The organism is Pseudomonas sp. ASL7 (genome assembly GCF_056680375.1).
This window is the reverse complement of record NZ_CM155279.1, coordinates 101924-125963: the sequence shown is the minus strand read 5'-3', so window position 1 is coordinate 125963 and position 24040 is coordinate 101924. Positions and strand designations below refer to the sequence as shown.

Genomic DNA, 24040 nt, shown 5'->3' with positions numbered 1-24040 from the left:
TCTTTCCAAAAGTGTTCAACCGATCGCTCGGCGCAATTGTTCGACCACATAGTCCTGTTGCTGATCACTTAAGCCGGGATACATCGGCAAGCTGATGGCCTCGGCGTAATAACGCTCGGCCTCAGGGAAATCGCCGTCGCAAAACCCGAGTTCGCGGTAATACGGCTGCAAGTGCACAGGAATGTAGTGCAGGTTCACGCCAATCCCGGCTGCACGCAACGCCTCGAAGACCTGCCGGTGACTCTGCTTGATCCGTTCCAGCTGCAAGCGCACCACATAAAGGTGCCAGGCCGATGATGCCTGCGGTTGAGCACCGGGCAACGTCAGCGGCAGATCCGCCAGCAGTCGGTCGTAACGGGCTACCAGCTCACGACGCCGGGCAATGAAACCGTCGAGCTTGCCCAGTTGCGAAAGCCCCAGAGCCGCCTGAAGGTCAGTGATCCGGTAATTGAAACCCAGCTCCACCTGCTGGTAATACCAGGGGCCGTGGCTGGGCTCGGTCATCTGCTGCGGGTCGCGGGTCATGCCGTGACTGCGCAAGCGCTGTAAACGCTCGGCCAGTTCAGGGCGATTGGTCAGGACCATGCCCCCTTCGGCGCTGGTGATGATTTTCACCGGGTGAAAACTGAACACCGTCATCGCGGCAAATTCACCGCAGCCTACCGGACGCCCGGCATAGGAGGCGCCAACTGCGTGGGAGGCATCTTCAATCACGGTGAAGCCATAACGCTCAGCCAGTTCACCGATCGCCCGCAAGTCGCAGCTCTGCCCGGAAAACGCCACCGCCACCACGACCTTCGGCAACGTGCCTTCGCGTTCAGCGGCTTGCAGTTTCAACGCCAATGCCCCGGCATCGAGATTCCAGGTCAACGGATCGATATCGACAAAATCGACGTCGGCGCCGCAATAACGTCCGCAGTTGGCTGACGCCAGGAAGGTATTCGGGCTGGTCCAGAGTCGATCGCCCGGCCCTAACCCGGCGGCCAGACAAGCAATGTGCAACGCCGCAGTGGCGTTGCACACCGCCACCGCGTGAGCGGCTTCACAACGTTGGGCCATGGCCTGTTCAAAATGTTCGATGGTCGGCCCTTGGGTCAACCAGTCGGTTTGCAACACCGCGACCACTGCGTCGATATCCGCCTGATCAAGGCTTTGCCGACCATACGGAATCATGCCGACAACTCAGCGTGCAACTCGGCGATCTGCCCGACCGAGAGGAACTGCGCATTGGTGTCGGAACGGTACTCAAAGTCCTCGCTCACGCGCCGGCCCTGCTCACCCACACTGTCCAGCGAAAAATCGATGTCGACGTGCGTAAAGCGAATCGATGGCTCGATGGTGTAGTGATCGGCAAACTCCAGGGTCATCCGTGCGTCATCGAGCGGCACCATCAACTCATGAAGCTTTTCACCTGGACGAATCCCGACGATCTTGTGCGGCAAGTGCTCGACCATCCCCCGCGCCAGATCGACAATGCGGATCGATGGAATCTTCGGCACGAAAATTTCGCCGCCATGCATTCGCGCGAAGCTGTCGAGCACGAACTGCACACCATGATCGAGGGTGATCCAGAAGCGAGTCATGCGCTCGTCGGTGATCGGCAGCTCTTTCGCGCCCTCGGCAATCAGTTTGCTGAAGAACGGCACCACAGAACCCCGCGAACCGGCGACGTTGCCATAGCGCACCACCGCAAACCGGGTTTGCTGATCACCAGCGATATTGTTCGCCGCAACGAACAGTTTGTCCGAGAGCAGCTTGGTCGCACCGTACAGGTTGATCGGGCTGGCGGCCTTGTCGGTAGACAGGGCGACGACCTTTTTCACGCCATTATCGATGGCCGCAGCAATGATGTTTTCTGCGCCGTTGACGTTGGTGCGGATGCATTCGGTGGGGTTGTACTCTGCCGCCGGCACCTGCTTGAGGGCCGCGGCATGCACCACGTAATCGATCCCGCGCATCGCCTGACGCAAACGCTCGGCATCGCGCACGTCGCCCAGGAAGTAACGCATGCAGGGCGCGTTGAAGGTTTGCTGCATTTCGTACTGCTTGAGCTCGTCGCGGGAGAACACCACGACGCGCTTGGGCTGGTACTGCTCGAGCAAACGGCGGATGAAATTGCGACCGAACGAGCCGGTGCCGCCGGAGATGAAAATCGATTTGCCGTTGAACATGCCTTGAGTCCTTTTCCTGTCAGCCAGGCTTATGCAAGCAACTGCGCCCAGCCCACAGTGCAAGCCGCGCCTAGAGTAAAGCCCTTGCCAGTCAGGGCCAGGTTCTTGTTGTAAGCCGGATCCTGTTCAAACGCTGCCGCCCATTTTTCACGCAACGCGTCGAGGGCCTGCGGCACCTGCGGCACAGCGCCTGAATGAATGACCTGTACCTGCGGCGTCCAGACTGTGAGGTAACCGGCCTGACCCGCCTTGAGGCACAAATCGACATCACTGAAGCCTTCGGCGAAAGCGGCTTCATCAAGCCCTCCCACTGCTTCGAACAGCGCTTTACGGACCATCAGGCAAGTAGCCGAGACCGCCGAGTAGTTCTGCTCCAGCGCCAGACGATGCAGGTAGCCACTGGCATCCTGAGGCTCGCCGACAAAGGCCGAGCCAACCGCACTGTTCATCCCCAGAATCAGTCCGGCCTGGGTGACCTTGCCGTCGCGATCGATCAGCTTGGGACCAACAATGCCCACTTCCGGACGCTGTGCGTGGTTAAGCAAGGATTCGATCCAGTTCGGATTGACCACTTCGCTGTCGGCCGCCAGCAACACCAGATACTCGCCCTGAGCCCCCTGGCTGGACGCATTGAACAGCGCTGCCTCGCTCAACGGCTGATCGGCACGCAGGATGCGTACTTTTGCATTTTGCTGGATGCCCAGCCAATCGGCGACGGCAGCTGACTGATTCGGGTTAGCCGCGACCAGCACTTCATAGCGGGTGTAACGGGTTCGCAACAACACACCTTCCAGGCAGCGTTGCAGCACGGACATGTCGTCCCCGGCCGGCACAATGATCGAAACCAGCGGACGCTCGGTATGGCGGTAATCGATCCGGTAGGTGCCTGGCACCGCCGAAGTGATTTTCGCTTTGTAACCCCGGTTGCCCAGATGTCTCGACAATGCCAGACGCTCGTGAGGGTTTTCCTCCAGCGTCGGAGCCTGAGTGATCAGCAATGGCTCATCCAGGTGGGCCAGCCCGTTCATGCCGCCCTGCTCGATAACTCGCAGCAACAGATCGAATTCCAGCGCCTTGCTGAAATCGGCCTGGTAACCACCGGCCTCGAGCAGCACGTCCCGGCGAATCAGCCAGTGCCGCGCCATCAATGCCGGCAGGCTTTGCAGCAAGTCCAGGTTGAAGCCCGGACGGAACACATCCACCAGAGCGCCATCGGCGTTGCGCTGGATTTCGTCAGTGGCGACCGCTCGGCACTGGGGAGCCGATAACAGCTCCAGACTCGCACGCAACAGGCCCCCAGCGGTGAACTCATCGCCCGCCTCGGCCAACAGCACCCAGTCACAGGTGGATTGACGGGCGCTCTGGTTCAGCTTGTCGACATAGTTACTCTGAGTGACACGGACAAAGTGCAGGGTGTTTTGCGCGGTCGTTGCCGCCGGTGGTTCACCGGTGGTGAAAACCACCACATTGAACGCCTTGCTATGACCTTCGAGCAGACTGTCGAGGGTGACCTGCAATTTGACGACGTCATTGTCCAGGTCCAGCAACAGGATGCCGAACTTCGGACCACCATCATTGGCCGCCAGATACCGGGCAATCGACTCGCCCTCTTCGGTATTCGGGACGCGAGGGGCCAGCCACTTGAGCAGACGGCCGGACCGCATCTTCTCGAACGTCTGGCGATGATCCGGGGTCGATACTTCATCCAGGCGTGCGACCCAGTCGTGCATCGCCTGTGCATCTTCGGTCTCGCCCAGGCTGTCCAGCTGCGCAGCCAGACGTGTCACCACCGTACGATTGAATGCGTTGCAGTCGTGGGCCAACCACAAGCGGTCGATAATGCTCTCGGGGGTATCGTTGTTGTGCGGCCGCAGCAGGTCTTCCTGGCGCGCCCATACACCTTCAAGCCCTTGCAGCTGAACATGGCCGGCCGGCATAGCGTGAAGCAAAAATTCGAACTGGGTCAGCTGATCGAAAAACGCCTGGTTGTAGAACGGCATTTCGACGTATTGCTTGGGCCCGAAGCGTCGCTCCGGGGCCTTCAGGGTGTTGCTCCAGGTGGACTGGAAAATCAGCTCGGCCGTCAGCGACCGCCCGGTTTGCAGGCTGTCGGTCATGGCCTCGAAACTCTCCAGCGCAAACTGCTTGGCCTGCTGTGGATCGAGGTCCTTGATGCCGGTGGGCAGCGACGCCAGAAATTCGGCAAAGGCTTCACGCTCGGCCACCGACTTGGCGTCGGTATAGGTCAGTGAGTGATACACCTCGGTGCTGTGTTCCGAGCGGCCATAGTTGATCTCACGCACTATATACGCCGTCGGCAGAATCCGCGCCTTGGCACAGGCCAGCATGTAATACACATGGCCGATTTCCTGCCACTCGAAGCTGGTGCCTTTGGGCAGTGCGGCGTGCCATTGTTTCAACAGTGAGGTGCGAGTCACTGCGTAGAATGGCGGAAGGTACTGATGCATGTAGTCCAGCACACGGTCCTGGGCGCGCTCGGACGAGTAGTCTTCGCAAACTTTCTTGTCACGTCGGTAGTAGCTCACGCCGCCGGCGAGCGTCAGGTACATCAGGCAATAACCATGACACATGCCGTAGTCCTGGTTCGCCTCCAGGAACCTCACCGATTCAAACACCGCATCGTGAACGATGAAGTCGTCGTCGGCCGCCAGAACCATATAAGGCGTGGTCAGTTGCTCGATACCATAGGCCAGTTTGGCCTGCATGCCCCAATAGGCGAACTGCGGAACGTGCTGATAGTCGACCGCAGAGAAGTCACCCTCGGGACGCTCGTTCGAGGAGTCCAGCACCAGAACTTTGCAAGGCAAGGCGCTGTAATACTTCAAGGCCCGGCGAAAAAAAGCCGGACGATTGTGGGTAATCAGCACCACCGTCAACAACTCGCTCAGTGGTAATCCGCTTTCAGAACCGTACTTGCCTTGCATATTCTTCCCCACAACCGGCGTTTCGCCCTATGAACTCAACAATGGTGTTGTTACTTAACGAACCCGACGCAGATAGCCGTCTGGAGCCACGCTGATCAGCAGTTTGTTGTCCATCTGCACATCGATCTCGAAATCACGATTCTCTTCCAGGTACGCCCAGACCGCGGTTTTCGGGTTGTCGCCCTTGCCCCACGGACGATCCGGGAAGAACTCCAGCGGCATGTCTTCGACCACGGTGTCCATGACTACGCAGTAGCTGTCGACCGAAACCAGTGGAGCGTAGAGACGCAACTCTTCAAGCACGTGGTCGTGGGTGTGGTTGGAGTCCAGCACCAGAATGACTTTCTTGCCTTCGGCAGCGGCACGCACTTGCGCGGCGATTGCAGGATCGATGCTCGAACCTTCGATCATCGAGATGCGTTTGCTCATCGGGTGGCTTTCGATGGCTTCGCGGTTGTGCGGGCGGATGTCGAGGTCAATGCCCAGCACTTCACCGTGGCCTTGCAGCTCCAGCAGCGAGGCGTAGTAGATGATCGAGCCGCCATGGGCGATACCGCACTCGATCACCAAGTCCGGTTTGACCTGCCAGATGATCTCCTGCATTGCCATCATGTCCTGAGGCAGCTGGATGATCGGGCGCCCCATCCAGGAGTAGTGGTAGCTGTACTTGTGCTTGGCAGACTCATTGAAGAAGTCGCGCGCCAGCCCCTTGAGTTTCTGGTCATCGCCCTGACGGGCGATTTCTGCCTGGCATTCGGCTTCAAAGGCTTTGGTTACGTTATTGGTCATTGTCCGGTCTCATTAACAAGTCATTGGAACGAAGCACTGTCGACGGCGTGGTAGACGTAACGTCCCCCCGTCATTCGCTTGATTTCTTCGAGGTAATTCGAGTTCATCACAAACAGATTGGCGCCATCGGGCAACGCATCCATGGCCTCTTGCGGCGATGAAACGCGCACACCGCTCAGCGGCAGATAACGACCTTGCTTGGCCGGATTGATATCCACCACCTGATCCACCGCCACGCCTGCTCGCTGCAGGAACAACGAATAAATCACGCCTTTGGAGGACGCTCCCCAGATGCCGGAGCCTTGTTGGGGCGCGTCCTGAATGATCTGCACCGCGCGTTCGATGCTGGCGGTGAAGCCCGTCGGCATGTCCATCCGGCGCACGGATTCAGTGGACGTCACGTGCAGACTCGCCAGATCCGCCACGATGTACAGGTACTGGCCGCCGAACAGATGTCCGGCTTCATGCACGGTACCGAACAAGCGACGAAGATCATCGAGACGGAAGTAGTTCACGTGCTCGTAAAACACATCGAACCAGGCACGGTGCTCGACGATCCAGTCAAAGCACGGCACTTCGATATAGATCTGACCGCCCTGATTGGCTTCGCAAATCTGCGCCAGAAAAGTCACCGGATCAGCGATGTGTTCCAGCACGTGACGCAGCACGATGGCATCCGCCGACAACCCGAGACCTCGGGTGAACGGTGCCTTGATCACATCGGCGCTACTGCCTTCGTAGGCCGGATCGATCCCGGTGATGGCATAGCCAAGACCACGCAGCTGCTCAAGGAAGTAACCCTTGCCACAACCGACTTCAATCAGGTTCTGGCCCTTGAAGTGTCGGGCAATGATGGCTTCGACATCGTCCAGGTGTTTCTTGAACTCGGCCGAATGCGCCTGCTCATTCTGGTAGTCGCTGTCGTAGCTCAACTTGTCTGCGTCGAAGGCCTGATTGAAGATCAGCCCACTGATCGCATCCTGCACCAGCACGATGTCGGCGCAGGCAGACGCCCTGGCCGAAGCCGCGTCGGCAAAGGTCCGGTTCTGCAAGACCGGCAGGTCGGCGACCCGATACAACTCATGCACCATGCTCAGCTCCCGTTAGCTGTTGCAACCGCTCGGCCACGCCCCAGAACGCCATGGGTTCATGGGTGGCATAACTGTAATGACCCAGATTGAGCGTGATCGATGCGTTGCGTTCGCGCAGCCGCTGCTCGACCAGCGCTCGGACCGATATCGGCCTGCCGCTGGAACAATTGATCACGCCGTCAAACTCTCTGTGCTGCAACACCGTCACCAAGTAGCCGGCAGCGGTTTCAATCGGCAGGTAATCGCGCAGCTGCTCACCGGCCGACATATTGAACGATGCATCACCCGCCTCGATGGCACGGTCAAGACTGGCCAGCAGGCTGTTGGGGTTTTGCCCGGCGCCATACAGATAAAACAGACGCGCCCACTGCAGGGTAAATGGCCGCTCGTGCTGCAACGCCTCAAGGAACAGGCGCAAGGTATTCTTCGCCAGACCGTAAGGATTGCTCGGCTGCGGCGGCGTCCCCTCACTCAGCGGTCCGCTCTGCATCCCGTATTCGAAACAGGTGCCGGTGACCAGCACTTGAGACACATCCGCCTCGACCACACGCTTGATGAACCGGTAGTCGGCCATCAGGTTATGTTCAAAGTGAAACAACGCCTGATAGTTCGGCAAACCGGGCCATGCCAGATGCGCCAGGGCATCGATGCCTTCGGTCAACGCCTCGACATCGAGGTCGGCGGCATGAATATCCGCGGCGACGAACTCCACCGCATCGATCCACGGCAGGCCTTGTGCGACCTCGGCACGACGTGCCACCGCCCGGACCTCGCAGCCCTGCGCGAGCAACGCCGAGACCAGGTGGCGACCGACAAAGCCGGTGGCGCCGGTGACCAACACCTTCATGCTCTTCACAGCACCGTCAACTCAGGCACGGCGATCACGAAACGTGCGCCCCACTCGCGCGCCTGACTCTGCTGCTCACTGACTTCATGCAACAGGTTCCATGGCAGCACCAGAATGTAGTCCGGCTTCTCGATGGCCAGACGCTGCGGCGCCACGATCGGAATACGGCTGCCCGGCAGGAACTTGCCCTGTTTGTGCGGATTGGCATCAGCGACCCAGGCCAGCAGGTCCGGTTTGACCCCCGCATAATTGAGCAAGGTATTGCCCTTGGCCGCGGCGCCATAGCCGACCACGCGTTTGCCCTGCGCCTTGGCCTGCAACAGGAAACGCAGCAACTCGTGCTTGATCCGCTCGGCGGCCGGAGCCAGGGTCGCGTAATACTCGGGCGTCATGACCCCGGCCGTCAGCTCGACCTGCAACTGTTGCGCAACCGCAGGCTGTACTTCACGACGCTGGCCGTCCATCCGCTGAACGAATACCCGCAACGAGCCACCGTGAGTCGACAACTGACTGACGTCGAACACTTCCAGGCCGTTGCGCTCGCACAGACGTTGCACGGCGGTCAGCGACAGGTAGGAATAGTGCTCGTGGTACAGCGTGTCGAACTGTTGTCCGGCCATCAGTGTCAGCAGCTGCGGAAACTCGAACGTCGCCACACCGGCAGGCTTGAGCAGCGTGGCAAAACCGCCGAGAAAATCGTTGATGTCCGGAACATGGGCAAGCACGTTGTTGGCGGCCATCAAGTCCGCCGCCCAACCGTCTTCACGCAGTTGCCGGGCTGTCTCGCGGCCAAAAAACAGCTCGCGGATTTCCAGGCCTTTTTCACGGGCCGCTTGCGCGGTGCTGCGTGTCGGCTCGACGCCCAGGCAAGGAATGCCGCGCCCGGCCAGGTACTGCAACAGATAGCCGTCGTTGGCGGCGATTTCCACCACGCGACTGTCTGCGTCCAGTCCAAAGCGCTCGGCCATCTCGGCCACATAACGCTCGGCGTGAGCCAGCCAGGTGCTGGAGAACGAACTGAAATAGGCGTACTCGGCATCAAACAGACTGTCGGCGCGGGTGTAGTCCTCGGTCTGGACCAACCAGCACTCCTGACAGACAGCGACCTTGAGCGGAACCCATTGCTCCGCTTGTTCGAGCTGATCGGCGCGCACATAGGCGTTGGACGGCGGCGAGGTGCCCAGATCGATCAACGGCAAGACCAGCGGAGTAGCGCAACCACGGCAGTTCATAGAGGCACTCCAGAAAAGTGTTCATCCAGCCAGGGATGATTCGCATCCCTGGCTGACAGATTTTTGACACGCAATGGCCAAGTGATCGCCAGTCGTGGATCGTTTACCGATAACCCGCCTTCATGTTCCGGCGCATAGTCAGCGCTGTGCAGGTACAACAGCTCGGCATCGTCCGTGAGGGTCTGGAAGCCATGGGCAAAACCAGCCGGAATCAACAAACCACGGCCATCGCCAGCACGCAGGTGTTCAGCGTGCCACTGCAAAAAGGTCGGCGAGTCGGGTCGCAAGTCCACTGCCACATCCCAGACCTCTCCGCGCATACAGGTAATCAGCTTGGCTTCCGGGGCCTGGGCATTCTGATAATGCAGACCACGCACGCTGCCACGCTCACGCGTGCAGGAATGGTTGATCTGGCGAATGTGGAATCGCTGGCTAAACGCGCTCAGGCTGCCTTCGCAGAACAGCCGGGCGAAGTGCCCACGCTGATCTTCATGGCGTGTGTGCTGAACGCTGAACAAGCCCTGGAGTGGCAACGCACTGATGCGCAATTCGCTCACCGCAGCCCCCGATACAGGTGCAACTGGCTCAAAGTAACCGCACGCATGTCGTCGCCATTTTCCCAGGCCAGGTGCCAATCCAGGGTATGCGTCAGGCAATCCTGTAACGACCAGCGCGGTTGCCATGCCAACAACTGACGGGCGCGACTGCTGTCCAGGCGCAACAGGCCGGCCTCATGCAACTCACTGGGTTCTACACGCAAACCGCGCGCATGCGGCCAACGCTTGGCGAGCAATTCGACCACGTCACCGACGCTGCACATATCGCTCTCACTCGGCCCGAAGTTCCAGGCGCCGGCGAATTGCGGACCGTACTCATAGAGGCCCGCCGCCAGTTGCAGGTAACCGGCCAGAGGTTCCAGCGCGTGCTGCCAAGGGCGGACGGCTTGTGGGTAACGCAGGGTCACCGGCTCATTCGCCGACCACGCCTTGAGCACATCGGGAATCAAACGTTCCGGGGCAAAATCGCCGCCACCGAGCACATTCCCGGCACGTGCCGTGGCCAATGCCAGACCGTGCTCGGCATGCTGCTCGGCAGGGAAAAACGAGGCGGCGTAAGACTGCGCCAACAATTCGCAACAGGCCTTGCTGCTGCTGTAAGGGTCATGACCGCCCAGCGCTTCATTCTCGCGATATGGCCACAACCATTCCTGATTGGCGTAGACCTTGTCGGTGGTCACCAGCACACAGGCGCGCACCCCGCCGATCTGGCGAATCGCCTCAAGCAGATTAAGGGTGCCCATGACGTTACTGGAGTAAGTCCCGAGCGGATCACGGTAGCCTTCGCGTACCAACGGCTGGGCTGCCAGATGCAGGACGATTTCCGGCTGAACCTCGGCGATCAGTTCCAGCAAGGCCGCCAGATCACGCAGGTCGCCACGCTGATCGTTGATGCCTTCAGCCACTCGCGCCAGTTCGAACAGACTCGGTTCAGTGGACGGGTCCAGGGCAAAACCTGTGACCTCAGCCCCCAGGCTTTGCAGCCACAACGTCAGCCAACTGCCTTTGAAACCGGTGTGACCGGTGACGAGTACCCGCTTGCCGCGCCAGAATTCCGGGCTCAGTCCCACTGTTTCCATGGGGCCTCCCCGCTCTGCCACAGGTGCTCCAGGTGGTTCTTGTCACGCAGGGTATCCATCGGGTGCCAGAAACCATCGTGCTGGAACGCGTTCAGCTGCCCCTCGGCCGCCAGGGTCATCAACGGCTCGGATTCCCAGACCGTCTCGTCAGAGGTAATCAGTGGCAGTACTTTGGGCGACAGGACAAAGAAGCCGCCGTTTATCCAGCCGCCATCGCCGCGAGGTTTTTCGATGAAACCGCGCACCAGATTACCGTCCCGCTCCAGCGCGCCGTAACGTCCGGGTGGCTGCACTGCGGTGACCGTGGCCAGCTTGCCGCTGCTCAAGTGGAAATCCACCAGCGCACCGATATTCAGGTCAGAGACGCCGTCGCCATAGGTAAAGCAGAATGCTTCCTGGTCTTCCAGGTAGCGGCTGGCGCGGCGCAAACGGCCTCCGGTCATGGTCTCTTCGCCGGTGTCGATCAGGGTGACACGCCAAGGTTCACTGTAGTTCTGGTGAACGTCCATGCGGTTGTTGGACATGTCGAACGTGACGTCAGAGGTGTGCAGGAAGTAGTTGGCGAAGAAGTCCTTGATCGCGTAGCCCTTGTAGCCGAGGCAAATCACGAAGTCGTGAATTCCGTGTGCGGAATATTGCTTCATGATGTGCCAGAGAATTGGCTTGCCACCGATCTCGATCATTGGCTTGGGCTTGAGATGCGACTCTTCACTGATTCGCGTGCCCAGGCCACCCGCCAGAATAACTGCCTTCATCCTCTTCCCCCTCTTGTTCGTCACAGGGCTCAACCAAGCTGTTTCAAGCTTTTGCTGGCCTTCTGGATAAAACGCTCAACGCCTTTCAAAACACTTGCAGGCATGCCGCAAGTGCTCGTTTTATGGCGATATGAGGGGGACCTGCAGGAAACGCGCCAGCTAGCACTGGCACGGGAGCTGGCACAGGCTGCGATCTTTGGAAAAATCGTAGCCTGCGAATGCGACGCAGGCGTCAGTCCGCCAGCCAGCCGTTCTCCCAATAGCGCAGGTTGTCACCGCGCAACACGTAGTCACGCAGCACCGTCTCGCGTAACTCGTCGCCCATGCGATAGCTGGCGTCCGGGTCGGCAAGGTGCATGCGGATGGCTTGCAGCCACTCATCGGTGGTGTTGGTCTTGACCCGGGTGCAAGGCAAGTAGCCGCGATAGGCTTCGGTGTCGGTACAGATCACCGGGTAACCACACGCGCCATACTCCAGCAGACGCAGATTGCTCTTGCAGTCGTTGAAGATGTGGAACTCCAGAGGCGCCAAGGCCAGATCCAGGTTCAGGCTGGCCAGCTTCGCCGGATAGACATCCAGGCCGATCACACCATGGAACTCATGCATGTACGGGCGCAGGTCATCCGGACACATGCCGAAGAACACCCAATCCACTTCATTGGCCAGCTCCCGGACGACATCGGCAATGACAGCCAGGTCACCGTGGTGACTGGTGCCACCGCCCCAGCCTACACGAGGCTTTTTCGAGGTCCGGCGCTGGCTGCGCAGATCGCTCCACAAGTGGCTCGCCAGCATGTTCGGTACGACCCGAATGTCGTGGTGCATGTCCGACAATGCATTGCCCAGCGGCTCGGTCGAGACCACCACGCGATCACACATGCCGATGGCACGCCGGACCAGCTTCTCCATCTCGTCCTTGCCCGGCATATTGCGGATATGCGCATTGCGATGAGGGACGTTGATGACGTAGTCATCCAGCTCGTAGATCCGCCGGGCATTGGAGTAGGTTTGCAGGCTCGGAATCTCATTGATCGGCCCTTCGGCGTAGCGCCCCTGCAAGACGATAACGTCAGGCGACTGACGCTCGATTTCAATGATCGTCGGCAAGTTGTAGTAAATGCGCCCTTGCGCCCTGCCCGCCGCTTCCAGCTCAATCAACGGCTGGGTCACGCGATAATGCCCGATGGCCGAGGCGTTGACCGGCAACGCCAGGATTTTCGGCAACTGCTGCGTGGAAAACGGGCTCCAGCCTGCCCGCAGGCCGGGCTCCAGACTGAAGCTTGAACCGCCAAGACCGTGCAGTGCCAGGTTGGTGTTGTACGCCGGGTCGCGAGCAACGACTGGCAGCCAACGCTTGTAGAACACCTCCTGTTCCTTGTTGCGCAATTGCTGATCGGCAGGCTCTGCCACCACGGTCGGCTGCGCCCCCAGAGCCATTTGGGCATAGGGTGTCCATACCACCAGGTATCCGCTCTGCCCCACTCGCAAGCACAGGTCCACTTCATTGAGGCTCTGCGCAAGCGCCTGCTCATCCAGGCCGCCGACACTGTCGAAAATTTCTTTGCGCACCATCAGGCAATCGTCGCCGACGGCACTCAAGTCGTGCGCTACCTGCAACCGATACATATAACCGGCCGCGTGCAAGGACTCGCCATAAAATGGTACGCCGACAGGTCCTTGCAAACCGAGGATCAAACCGGCGTGCAACACACAACCGTCCGGATTGAACAGCTTGGCACCCACCACGCCGACTTCCGGCCGCTGGGCATGATTGAGCATCTCATCCAGCCAGTTCCCGTGGGTGATCACGGTGTAGGGGTTGAGCATCAGCACGTACTCGCCAGTGGCCTGGCGAACCGCAAAATTACGCACCGCGGCGCTATTGTCCTGTTGCGGACACTCCAGCACCCGGACTCTGTCGCTGCCCAGCTGCGCCATACTCGCCAGCCACAGCCGAGCCTCGACGCTCTCGCTGCCATTGTCGACCAGCAACAGCTCGTATTCACTGTAGAGCGTCTTCTCCAGCAAGCTCTCGACACAGCGCTGCAAGGCTGCCGTCTGATCCTTGCTGACGATGATGATCGATACCAGCGGCCGATCCGCATGCAGATAATCAACACGATTGAGCAGCGCAGGATTACCGCTCTGAATCTCATGGGCAACACCCAGACGCTGCAAGTGCGCCTGGAGCAGCTGTGAGTTGTTCTCTGCCACCTCAGGCAACGAGAGCCACTTGGCAAGATCGAACGCCGATTCCAGCAAAACCTCGGCAATATGCCCGACCACCCGCGTGCCGTCGTGTTCGACCATGCGCCAGAGCACATCGTGAGGGGCGAGCTCACCGAAGAGCGGATTGAAACCGCCCTGCGCCAGGAAACCTTCGCGCTCGAACGCCAGGGCTCGCCCGACGTAGGGGTAGCTGCGCATGAGGTCCAGATTGAAGTCGGGCTTGAATGCAGGTTCCGCCGATTCGCCCTGAGACAAACCGCCTTCATCGCTGTAGAAGCACAACACGTTGCGCGAAAACGCAATACGCTCTGCCATGACCAGCAACGCGGGCGCCACCAGGCGATCTCCGGTACGCAGCAGATAGAACCAGTCGGCACCGTCCAGTTGCAGCAACAGCTCGTTGATCTGCTGCTGCCAATCCTCCTGCAGAGGCAAACGGAAAACCCGCTCATCGAGCGAGGCCTCGGTGCAGGCGCTGGACAGCACCAGTGTCAGCTCGGGCGCATAGAGTTGCCCGGCCAGACTCTGCAGAGTGAGCTCCAGACCCGCGCGGCTGCCGTGCTCATCGATAATGATCGGAACGATTTTCGGCCGTCTTGGCCAATTCTCCAGTGTATCCGGCAGCAGCAATCGCTGCGCGTCGGTCAGTGTGCGACACGCCAGCCACTGAGCGTAGAGCTCGGAAAAACTCACACTGGAGATACCGACATGCCAATGCTGGGTGGTCTGCTTGGTCCCCAGGGTTCGGCTCAGGGGCAGCTCTTCCCAGACCCGAGGCGATTCATCGGCACGCGTTATCGGCAGATAACGAACCCAGCCCGGTGCCGGCGCGGACTCGCCGCTGCGCGCCTTGAGCATTTGCAACAACCATTGCCTTTCGGCCTCCACCGCGTCCTTCATCGGTTGCTGGCTGCTCAATCGTTCCGGGTACAAGCGCTCGACACTGAGCACATGATTCAACACCACCATATTGCCGCGCCGAAGCAAACAAACGTACAAGGCAAAGTCGAGCGTCGCGACAAAACCATGCCCCGCCTGGGTCAAGACTGGAAACAACTCCAGCACATCCGCGCGACGGAACAATGCGTTGCTGAATCCCCCCAGAATGTTGGCCGGGAAGGTCTCGAAGATCGCCAGCAGGTCCTCACCCTTGAACAGTCCGCACAGCGGTGAAAGCGGTGTGTTCTCGAGCCGTGACGGCAACTGAAGATCATCGGCGTCCCAGAACAATCGCTGGGCAAGCACCAGATTGACCTCCGCCCGGTCGATCAACACCTGCGCCTGTCGCTCGATACACGTCGCGAACAGCTGGTCATCATCACAGAGAAACTTGATGAACTCGCCTTTAGCCTGCTCGAGGCATGCCTGCAGGTTACCGACCAGGCCCAGTGTCTGTGGATTTCGCACATAGCGCACGGCAACGCCGGTCTGCTCGACCATCGAGTCGACAATGCCGCGAATTTCATCCCCGCGACTGTCATCGCAGACAATAAACTCAAGATTGCCGTAGTTCTGGCTCACTGCACCGCGCAGCGCCCGGCTGAAAAAGCGCGGATTGAATGCGGGGATGACAACGCTGACAAGAGGAAGTAGGTTCACGGCGGGCTCGCAAGCGGCGGGGCCCGCCCAACAGAGCGAGCCCTTTGAAACCGCTGAAAATAGGCGGTTGGTATTCGATGGTTAGAGCAAACGAGCGCCTGCGCGCCTGCCTTTAAATCTTGTTGAACAGGCCAAGCTGAGAGATTTTGCTGAATGCCAACTGAGCGGCCTGCAACATGGTCTGCTGCAGGGTCAAGCGAGTCATGACTTCGGCGGGGTCAGCGTCACGAATCGACGATTGGGTCGTGGTGTTGGCCAGACCCAGACTCTGGTTGGTCGCTGATTGATCATCCAGCGACTGACCGCGAGCACCAATCGAGGTAATCGCGGTGCCCAACTGATCGGTGGCACTGGTCAGGTTACTGTTGCCCGAATCCATCGCCGCCTGAAACTGCTGCTTGGCCACTGTATTACCATCAATCGGCACGTTCATCGCCGTAATCATCTTGCCCAGAGTGTCCAGGACGTTCTGGGTCTGATGATTATTGGACTGAACCATGAACTGGTCGCCCGCTGCCGGTGTGCCGCCCAGGGTAAAGGTCACGCCGGCGGCTGTCGCGTTACTGCCGGCCATGGTGCCCGAAGACACCGGTTTGCTGTTGGCGGTAATCGGTGACGCATAGAGGTCGTAGTTCGTGGCGCTGGTGAACTTGAGAATCGCCCCGCCGGCCGGGAAAGCACCGTTATAGGCCGTTGTATTACTCACCGCGGTTCCGGTAATGACCGCCGTCGACGGGTTACCCGGGCTACGCGAGGTGTTGAAGGTATCCGGCGTGGCCGACAACTGGAAACTGTGACCGGCAATGACCGCATCCGGGTTGGCAGCGTCAGCGGCACTCAGGTTCATGTTCAGGCTCAAGTCGACACCACGGAAGCTGACCGTCTGGTTCGCACTGCTGCTGTTGCTGACGGCCCCCCCCTGGCTGGCTTCAGCCGTGACGTCGTTGCCCAACGCATCGGTGATTTTCAGCTGAGTGCTGCTCATGAAGCTTACCGTGTACGGCTCACCACCAGTAAATTTGGCGTTGTAGGTTGGACTGTTGTTGACCTGACCGTTAGATAACGTCACCCGACCATCGTCCACGGCCGGCGCGGTCATGTTGACCTGCGTACGGCTGGTGTTGATCGACTGCTGGAACGCGTCCCAACCGGTCGTGTTGCTGGCCATCGACAAACCATCACCAACGCCCAGGTTGATGCTGGACTGGTCACCGTTGTAGGTGTAGGTGCCATCGGAATTCTGCGTATACGGCGCAGTACTGGATTTCGAACCGGAGAACAGGTAATTGCCGGCCGAGTCCTTGGAGTTCATCAGGCCCACGACCTGCTGCTGGATCTGGCTCAGTTCGGCGCCATAGGCTTTTCGATCAGCATCGGTGACGGTGCCGTTGGTGGCACTGAGGGTGATTTCCTTGGCGCGTTGCAGGGCCGTACCGATGGAGGTCAAGGTGGTTTCGGACAGGCTCAGAGAGCTTTTGAGCGAACTGATATTGCTGTTGTACTGATCAAGCATCGCGCTCTGCTGGCCCAACTTCAGCAAATGCCCGGCGCCGATCGGATCATCGGCCGCGGTATTGATGCGCACCAGACTGCTGGCCTCGTTACTGGTCTGGACCGTGTTATTGAAGTTGCGCTGATAGTCGGCTGCGGCTTGATCGTAATACTGGGCGGTAGAAATGCGCATGAATTACGACTCCTTAAAGGCTGTTGATCAGCGTGGTGAAAGTATCTTGTGCAGCTTTGATGATCTGCGAAGAGGCGGTGTAGTACTGCTGGTATTTGACCAGGTTAGCGGACTCTTCATCCAGGTTGACGCCGGAGACAGAAGCGCGAGCAGCCGTGGCCTGAGTCAGGATCGCTGTCGTGGCGTCAGTGTCGGTCTTGCCACTGGCAGCCTTGCCACCCACATTGGTGACTAACGTGTTGTAGGCATCGGTCAGACTGATGCCCTTGCTCGCCGCACCGGTGCCCACCGTCTGCGCGGTTTGCAGGTTTACGAGGGACTGAGCGTTGCGGTTATCCGAGGAAGAGGCGCCTGTCAGCGAGATCGTATAGCTCTCCTGGTTACTCGGCGATCCACTCACAGTGGTCTGGACGGCGAACGTCTGCTGGACCCCGAAGGCATCCAGGATCGGGTTGCCGCTGGCATCGACCATGTTCACGTTCAGGTTCAGGGTATTGGCCTGGCCCGGCACAATACTCCCGGAGCCCATGTTGTTGCCTTTGGCATCGAGCAGATTATACGTTTGGGTCCCGCCGCTGGCCGCGCTGAATACCAGCTTGACCGGCGTGGAATTCTGCAGCGCGGTCTGCATCTGCGCCTGGGAGGCGGGGTTATAGATATTCATGGGCGTGACCAGCGTCGGCTGCGTGTAGTTGCCCGTGTTGTTGGCGCTGGTGACACCGGCCAACGGCGCCGCTGCGGCAATGGCTTTCGGATCGGTCATGACCGTCTGAATATCACTGGCGCCACTGCGGGTCGGCGTCACCTTGAAGCTGTCGCCGGCGCTCAGGGCACCGCCATTGAGGGCCAGGCTGAAGCCGTCGATCACCGGCGGCGGAGTGGTCGTGGTGCTGAAGGTCCCCATGGCGGTGCCATCGGAACGCTGGACGCTGTAATTCGTCGGACTGCTGAAGGTCACCTGATAATCGCTGGTAGTCAGCTTACCGGTGTCTGCGATGGTGACATCCAGATTGCCTGAGCCGGCGCTATTACCCGCCTGGGCGATGCTGCGCTGGCTGACCAGTGCGGCGCTGTTGATGTTGCTGAAAATCGGCGCACCAAAGTTACCGTTATTGTCGATGCCCTGCGCCTGCTGACTGTTGACCTGATCCGCCATCACCAACGCTACGCGCCCCAGTTCGTTCTGCGACGGGGTTAGCACATCCGAGCGGTAACTGAGCAAACCGCCGATTTGGCCGCCACTGACCACCGACGTAATGTCGATGACGCTGGAGCTACGGTTCATCTGCAGCGCGGATTGTGTAGGGTCTGTCTTGCTCGGCACCGTTTGCAGGGTATTGGTGGTGTTGCCCATCACCAATGGCTGGCCGCTACCGATGTAGACATCGTAGTTGGTGCCACGCGTGACGACTTGCGCACCGATCAGGTCGGACAGCTGGAGTACTGCCTGGTTTCGGCTATCGAGCAGATCGTTCGGCTGCCCGCCACTGCCCGTTGCTTCGGATATCTTCTGGTTGAGCTGGGCGATCGAGGTCGCCAGTTTGTTCACACTCGTCGCCATGTCCGACAGATTGCCGTTGATGGTGGTGTTCTGGTCGCTCAACTGCTTGGCAAGGGCGTTGAAGTGATTGCTCAAGGCCTGGGCGCCGGTCAGCACTGACTGACGGGACGTACTATCAGTCGACGACGACGTCACGCCCTGCATTGAGGTGAAGAAGCCTTGCAGCACACCGGTCAAACCGGAATTGGCGTCGGACAGCGTCGAGTCGAGCGGGGTCGCCTGCCCCGCATAAGCGGTCGCCTGGCTATTGAGCGAAGTCGCGGTCTGCAGCTGGGAGTCGAGGTAGGCGTTGTACACCCGGCGCACATCCGCCAGGGTCGTGCCGGACCCGATGAACACGTTGCCGTACTGCTGGGAGGGACTGGTGGTCTGCACGGTTTGCTGGCGCGAATAGCCGGCCGTATCAACGTTGGCAATGTTGTTGCCGGTCACCGACAAAGACGATGAGGCCGCATTCAGCCCAGACATCCCGATATTGAGCAAACTCATGGTTCAGACCTTATACCTTATGCCTATAAAGGCGTCGTGGAAGAGCCCGCCGCAGCGTAGTCCTGGTAACTCTTCATCTGTTTGGCAATCTGCGAAATCTTGCTGGCGTAGCCCGGGTCGGTGGCATACCCGGCCTTTTGCAACTCACGTACAAACTGTTCTGGGTTATCGGCCGACTTCAGCACATCTTGATAGCGATTGTTGCTTTGCAACAACGTCACCAGGTCATGGAAGCTGTCCTTGTAAGAGTCATAGGAACGGAACTCGGCCGTCTCCTTGACCATCGCGCCATTCCTGAATTCGCTGGTGATTGCCCGCGCCGAACCGCCCTCCCAACTGCTGCCGGCCTTGATGCCGAACAGGTTGTGACTGCTGCTGCCATCCTGGGCGCGCATGACCGACTTGCCCCAACCGGTTTCCAGGGCCGCCTGGGCCACCAGATAACGCGGATCGACGCCAATGCGGTCGGCGGCTTCTTTGGCCAACGGCATCATGGTATTGACGAATTCGTCGGCAGAGCTGAAGGCTTTCTTCGCCGGTGACAGTGGTATTTGAACCATGGCACGACCATAAACCTGCATACCCCCGCCCGTTGCCGAATCCGTTTGCGAGGCCAGCCAATCGCCATTGAACAGGGGATCGGAAGCGGTCTTGGCGCCCTGAGGCAATCGGACTTCGTTGAGTGCCGTCGCTGCGGCTGCGGCTGTGGTCGTAGCAGCCGTAGCGGTCGTCGATGCCGATGGCACCAGACCGGCGAGCAAGCGGTCCGCGAGTTTCGGCGGCAACGCCAGACGACGCTGGTTGAGCATCGCCACGTCATTACGGTGATCGGCTAATGACTGCGGCGCCTTGACCGACCGCGAAGCCCATAGCGGGCGCTCGCCGCTCAGTCTCGACAGGGGTCCATTGGTACCCACCGTGCCGGCAGCCACCGGCGTTGTCACCGCCGCTTTCGCCGCCTCCTGCTTGGCAGCAGACATCGCCGCCGCCTCGCCCGGAGCCAGCGGTTTGTTTTTCGACATCTGGCGCATCAGTACGTCGGCCAGACCGATACCATGCCCCTGACGAGACATGGAAACCGCCAGTTGCTGGTCGTACATTTCCTGGTACTGCTTGGCCGCCGGCGTGTTGAGCGGATTGTCCTTGCCCAGCGCTTCGGTGGCCGAACGCATCGACTTGAGCATCTCACCGAGGAACAGCGATTCGAATTCCTGCGCCACTTTGCGCATGTTCGAATCGCTGTTCTTGTCACCGACCTTGAGCTGGTTAAGCCGGTTCAGGTCCGAATACGAACCCGAATCGCTGCTGCTGACCAACCCACTCTTGTGAAAATCCATATTCGCCATATCAGATCACGATCAGGTCAGCTTGCAGGGCACCCGCCTGCTTCAGTGCTTCGAGGATCGCCATCAAGTCACCCGGCGCTGCGCCGACCTGATTCACCGCACGGACAATCTCGTCCAGCGTGGTGCCCGGGCCAAACTTGAACATGGGCTTGGCTTCCTGCTGAGCATTGACCCGGGAGCGTGGCACAACAGCCGTCGTGCCATTGGACAAGGGCCCCGGCTGGCTGACGATCGGGTCTTCGGTGATGGTCACGGTCAGGCTGCCGTGAGTGACGGCGGCCGGCGAAACCTTGACGTTCTGACCGATCACGATAGTGCCGGTCCGCGAGTTGATGATGACCTTGGCCACCGCCTGCCCCGGATCGACCTCGAGATTTTCCAACATCGACAGGTACTCGACACGCTGGTTCGGATCGAGCGGCGCCGAGACTCGGACCGAACCACCGTCAATGGCCTGAGCCACACCAGGGCCGAGCATGTTGTTGATCTTGTCGACGATGCGCTTGGCGGTAGTGAAGTCAGAACGGTTGAGATTCAGGGTCAGGCTGTTGCCCTGATTGAAACCGCTCGGCACCGCGCGCTCCACCGAGGCACCGCCCGGAATACGACCGGCCGACGGAACGTTGACGGTAATCTTCGAACCGTCGCGACCTTCAGCATCGAAGCCGCCGACCACCAGATTGCCTTGGGCGACCGCATAGACGTTGCCGTCGATACCTTTGAGCGGCGTCAGCAACAAGGTGCCACCGCGCAGGCTCTTGGAGTTACCGATGGACGATACGGTGATGTCGATTTGCTGACCCGGCTTGGCGAACGCCGGCAAATCGGCACTGATCGACACCGCCGCAACGTTCTTCAACTGCACGTTGCCCGAACCCGGCGGCACCTTGATGCCGAACTGCGAGAGCATGTTGTTGAAGGTTTGCAGGGTGAACGGTGTCTGCGTCGTCTGGTCACCGGAACCGTTAAGCCCGACCACCAGGCCGTAACCGATCAATTGGTTGGAACGCACGCCGGAAATACTGGCGATATCCTTCAGCCGCTCGGCTTGAGCGCCGAAGGCTGCGGACATCAGAAACGCAGCCACCATCAGGTGTTTGAAAGTCAACATGGGGCGGGTCATCTCTTATTTCCTGGGCTGCGCTCAGGCACAACCCGGAGGGCCGGGCCTGCTTTTACGCAGGGCCGCGTTACTCGTCGTTTATTTGGAACAACCAAACTGCACTCCTCGCGCCTTACCCTGCGTAAAAGCAGACCCGGCGCAGCCCAGGAAATAAGAGATGACCCGCCTCCCCACTTAGAAAGGGAACAGCGGGCTGAGGAAGAAACGGTCGAACCAGCCTGGCTGACTCGCATCGGCAAACGAACCGGTGCCCGAGTAGGTGATGCGAGCATCGGCAATGCGCGTCGACGAAACCGTATTATCGGTGGCGATGTCATCGGCCCGAACCAGGCCGGCAATGCGTACCAGTTCGTCACCCGTATTGAGGGTCATCCACTTCTCGCCGCGCACGGCGATGATGCCGTTGGGCAACACGTCCGCCACGGTCACGGTGATCGAGCCAATGAGACTGTTACTCTGCCCGGCCTGGCTGTCGCCCTTGGTCGCGCGGTCGCCATTGTAGGCGGCATTCAGGGTCAGGTCGCCGCTGCCGACCGGGTTGTTTACGTTGGGCGTACTTCCGAACAACGAGGTCAGGCCAATGCTGGTCTTGCTGGTCTTGTCGATCTGGGAGTTGGCGTTCTTGCTGGCCTGGATCTTCTCGTTCAGGGTAATGGTGATGATGTCACCGACCCGGAACGCCTTGCGGTCGCCATACAGGTTCTGTTCGAAACCGGCCTGGTAGATCGAGCCATTGTTCGCGCCAGCCGGCAACGGCGTTCGCGGCAACACCGGGGCGTAGTAAGGGTCATTGGGCTTGGGCGTCGGAGGGACACAACCCGCCAGCGTGACGACTCCACTCAGTGCCAGAACAGATACAAAGCGATGCATGACCCTACCTCACGGTGTTGCAGGCGGCGCCATGCCACCTCATAGACTTGATTACAGATTTTGCGTTACGAACGAGAGCATCTGGTCGGCAGTTGAGATCACCTTGGAGTTCATCTCGTAAGCGCGTTGAGTGGTGATCATGTTGACCATCTCTTCGACCGTGCTGACGTTGGACGTTTCCAGGGTGTTCTGCAGCGTGGAACCAAAACCGTTCAGACCCGGCGTGCCAATTTGCGGCGCGCCGCTGGCGGCGGTTTCCAGGAACATGTTGTTACCCGCGGCCTGCAGGCCGGCCGGGTTGATGAAGTCGGCGGTTTGCAGGTTGCCGATCACTTGCGCGGTCGCGTTGCCAGGGATGGTGATCGATACCGTACCGTCACGACCGACCGTGAAGGACTGGGCATTGTTCGGAATCACGAGAGCCGGCTCCAGGGGGAAGCCGTTGGCAGTGACGATCTGGCCCGTGGAGCTCAGGTGGAAAGTCCCGTCACGGGTGTAGGCGGTAGTGCCATCAGGCTGCAGAATCTGGAAGAAGCCATTACCATCGACCGCCATGTCCAGCGGTTGATCGGTGGTTTGCAGACTACCGGCGGTGAAGTTTTTCTGAGTCCCGACAATCCGCACACCGGTACCCAATTGCAGGCCCGACGGCAGTGAGCTGTCCTGAGTCGACTGGGCGCCTGGCTGACGTTTGATCTGGTACAACAAGTCCTGGAACTCGGCACGGTCACGCTTGAAACCCGTGGTCGAGACGTTTGCCAGGTTGTTGGAAATAGTCGTCAGGTTGGTGTCCTGGGCGGACAGACCTGTTTTGGCAACCCATAGAGCCGGAAGCATTCGATTCTCCTCGTGCGCCGTTTTTACGGCGCGACGTTCTGATAATTAGCTGTTCTGCAAGACCCGAGCCATGGCCTGGTCGTCTTCTTTGGCGGTATTCATCATCTTGATGTGCAGCTCGAATTGCTTGGACAAGGCCAACACCGAGGTCATCTCTTCAACGGCGTTGACGTTGCTCGACTCAAGGAAACCCGACACCAGCTGGACGTTGGCATCGGCCGGTGCCGGCTTGCCGTCCGCGGTTTTGATCGTGCCGTCCAGGCTCTTGGTCATGTTCTTGATGTCTGGATTGACCAGCTTGATGCGATCAACCTCGGCGATGACACCCGGGCCTTCGCCCATCGCCCGAATGCTGATGGAGCCATCCTGACCCACTTCGATTTTCTGCTCGGGCGGCACGGCAATCGGACCGCTGTTGCCCATGACCGGCATGCCGTTGCCGGCGCGCAACACGCCCAGGGCGTCAACGTTAAGGCTGCCGGTGCGCACGTAGCTTTCGCCGCCGTCGGGGTTCTGCACCGCCAGCCAGCCACTGCCTTGAACGGCGACATCAAGGTCACGACCGGTTTGCACCAAGGCGCCCGGGGAGAAGTCGGTGGCTGGACGTTCGGACATGGCAAACGCACGCGCCGGAAAGCTGTCACCAAACACCGGCATCGAACGCGCCTGCTCCAGGTCTTTCTGGAAGCCGTTAGTGGAGATGTTCGCGAGGTTGTTGGCATGTGCCTTCTGCGCCAGTGCATTCTGGCTGGCGCCGGTCATTGCCACATAAAGGTACTTGTCCACACTCTTTCCTCTGCATGCCGGACGTTTGCCGCCCACTGCTGTACTGCTC

The 24040-nt window shown here is 59.7% G+C and carries 18 protein-coding genes; all 18 read right to left on the bottom strand.

From position 1 onward, the window contains the following. Window positions 1-15 precede the first annotated feature (15 nt). The 18 genes from pseC to AC1MDT_RS00475 all read right to left on the bottom strand — a co-directional run bounded on the left by pseC (window position 16) and on the right by AC1MDT_RS00475 (window position 23991). Window positions 16-1173 (bottom strand): UDP-4-amino-4,6-dideoxy-N-acetyl-beta-L-altrosamine transaminase, encoded by a 1158-nt coding sequence (gene pseC / locus AC1MDT_RS00560; protein ID WP_480420219.1) that lies wholly within the window; start codon window positions 1171-1173, stop codon window positions 16-18. Further along, on the bottom strand, window positions 1170-2171 hold the full coding sequence (gene pseB, locus AC1MDT_RS00555; protein WP_480420217.1) for a UDP-N-acetylglucosamine 4,6-dehydratase (inverting): 1002 nt from the start codon (window positions 2169-2171) through the stop codon (window positions 1170-1172). Before pseB ends, pseC begins: the two co-directional genes overlap by 4 nt. A gap of 29 nt (window positions 2172-2200) precedes the next feature. Next, window positions 2201-5116 (bottom strand): TIGR00180 family glycosyltransferase, encoded by a 2916-nt coding sequence (locus AC1MDT_RS00550; RefSeq protein WP_480420216.1) that lies wholly within the window; start codon window positions 5114-5116, stop codon window positions 2201-2203. Between the two features lie 54 nt (window positions 5117-5170). Next, the gene (locus AC1MDT_RS00545) at window positions 5171-5905 is read right to left on the bottom strand and encodes a cephalosporin hydroxylase family protein (RefSeq protein ID WP_480420215.1); all 735 of its coding nucleotides are present in this window, start codon (window positions 5903-5905) and stop codon (window positions 5171-5173) included. Between the two features lie 20 nt (window positions 5906-5925). Beyond that, window positions 5926-6996, bottom strand: coding sequence for a class I SAM-dependent methyltransferase (locus tag AC1MDT_RS00540; RefSeq protein ID WP_480420214.1), 1071 nt, complete (start codon window positions 6994-6996; stop codon window positions 5926-5928). After that, window positions 6986-7843: an NAD-dependent epimerase/dehydratase family protein gene (locus tag AC1MDT_RS00535; protein ID WP_480420213.1), complete on the bottom strand. Its 858-nt coding sequence runs from the start codon at window positions 7841-7843 to the stop codon at window positions 6986-6988. The genes AC1MDT_RS00540 and AC1MDT_RS00535 overlap by 11 nt, the downstream gene beginning before the upstream one ends. Window positions 7844-7848: 5 nt before the next feature. Next, a complete protein-coding gene (locus tag AC1MDT_RS00530; RefSeq protein WP_480420212.1) occupies window positions 7849-9075 on the bottom strand; it encodes a methyltransferase domain-containing protein in 1227 nt (408 codons plus the stop codon). Continuing rightward, entirely contained in the window at window positions 9072-9632 is a 561-nt protein-coding gene (locus AC1MDT_RS00525; RefSeq protein ID WP_480420211.1) for a dTDP-4-dehydrorhamnose 3,5-epimerase family protein, read from the bottom strand. Before AC1MDT_RS00525 ends, AC1MDT_RS00530 begins: the two co-directional genes overlap by 4 nt. Next, window positions 9629-10711 carry a CDP-glucose 4,6-dehydratase gene (gene rfbG, locus AC1MDT_RS00520; RefSeq protein WP_480420210.1) on the bottom strand — a complete coding sequence of 361 codons (1083 nt, stop codon included), beginning with the start codon at window positions 10709-10711 and terminating at the stop codon, window positions 9629-9631. Before rfbG ends, AC1MDT_RS00525 begins: the two co-directional genes overlap by 4 nt. After that, window positions 10693-11466 carry a glucose-1-phosphate cytidylyltransferase gene (rfbF, locus tag AC1MDT_RS00515; RefSeq protein ID WP_480420209.1) on the bottom strand — a complete coding sequence of 258 codons (774 nt, stop codon included), beginning with the start codon at window positions 11464-11466 and terminating at the stop codon, window positions 10693-10695. The genes rfbG and rfbF overlap by 19 nt, the downstream gene beginning before the upstream one ends. A gap of 232 nt (window positions 11467-11698) precedes the next feature. Then, window positions 11699-15295, bottom strand: a complete 3597-nt coding sequence (locus tag AC1MDT_RS00510) for a glycosyltransferase (RefSeq protein WP_480420208.1) — start codon at window positions 15293-15295, stop codon at window positions 11699-11701. Between the two features lie 112 nt (window positions 15296-15407). Continuing rightward, on the bottom strand, window positions 15408-16979 hold the full coding sequence (locus AC1MDT_RS00505; RefSeq protein ID WP_480420207.1) for a flagellar hook-associated protein 3: 1572 nt from the start codon (window positions 16977-16979) through the stop codon (window positions 15408-15410). A gap of 13 nt (window positions 16980-16992) precedes the next feature. Beyond that, window positions 16993-19029, bottom strand: coding sequence for a flagellar hook-associated protein FlgK (gene flgK / locus AC1MDT_RS00500; protein ID WP_480420206.1), 2037 nt, complete (start codon window positions 19027-19029; stop codon window positions 16993-16995). 23 nt (window positions 19030-19052) lie between these two features. Beyond that, complete coding sequence (gene flgJ, locus AC1MDT_RS00495; RefSeq protein WP_480420205.1) at window positions 19053-20366, bottom strand: flagellar assembly peptidoglycan hydrolase FlgJ; 1314 nt, start codon at window positions 20364-20366, stop codon at window positions 19053-19055. Between the two features lie 10 nt (window positions 20367-20376). Further along, window positions 20377-21486, bottom strand: coding sequence for a flagellar basal body P-ring protein FlgI (locus AC1MDT_RS00490; protein ID WP_480422886.1), 1110 nt, complete (start codon window positions 21484-21486; stop codon window positions 20377-20379). Between the two features lie 186 nt (window positions 21487-21672). Then, window positions 21673-22368, bottom strand: a complete 696-nt coding sequence (flgH, locus tag AC1MDT_RS00485) for a flagellar basal body L-ring protein FlgH (RefSeq protein ID WP_480420204.1) — start codon at window positions 22366-22368, stop codon at window positions 21673-21675. 51 nt (window positions 22369-22419) lie between these two features. After that, a complete protein-coding gene (gene flgG, locus AC1MDT_RS00480; protein WP_480420203.1) occupies window positions 22420-23205 on the bottom strand; it encodes a flagellar basal-body rod protein FlgG in 786 nt (261 codons plus the stop codon). A gap of 45 nt (window positions 23206-23250) precedes the next feature. Then, window positions 23251-23991 carry a flagellar basal body rod protein FlgF gene (locus tag AC1MDT_RS00475; protein WP_480420202.1) on the bottom strand — a complete coding sequence of 247 codons (741 nt, stop codon included), beginning with the start codon at window positions 23989-23991 and terminating at the stop codon, window positions 23251-23253. Window positions 23992-24040 lie beyond the last annotated feature (49 nt).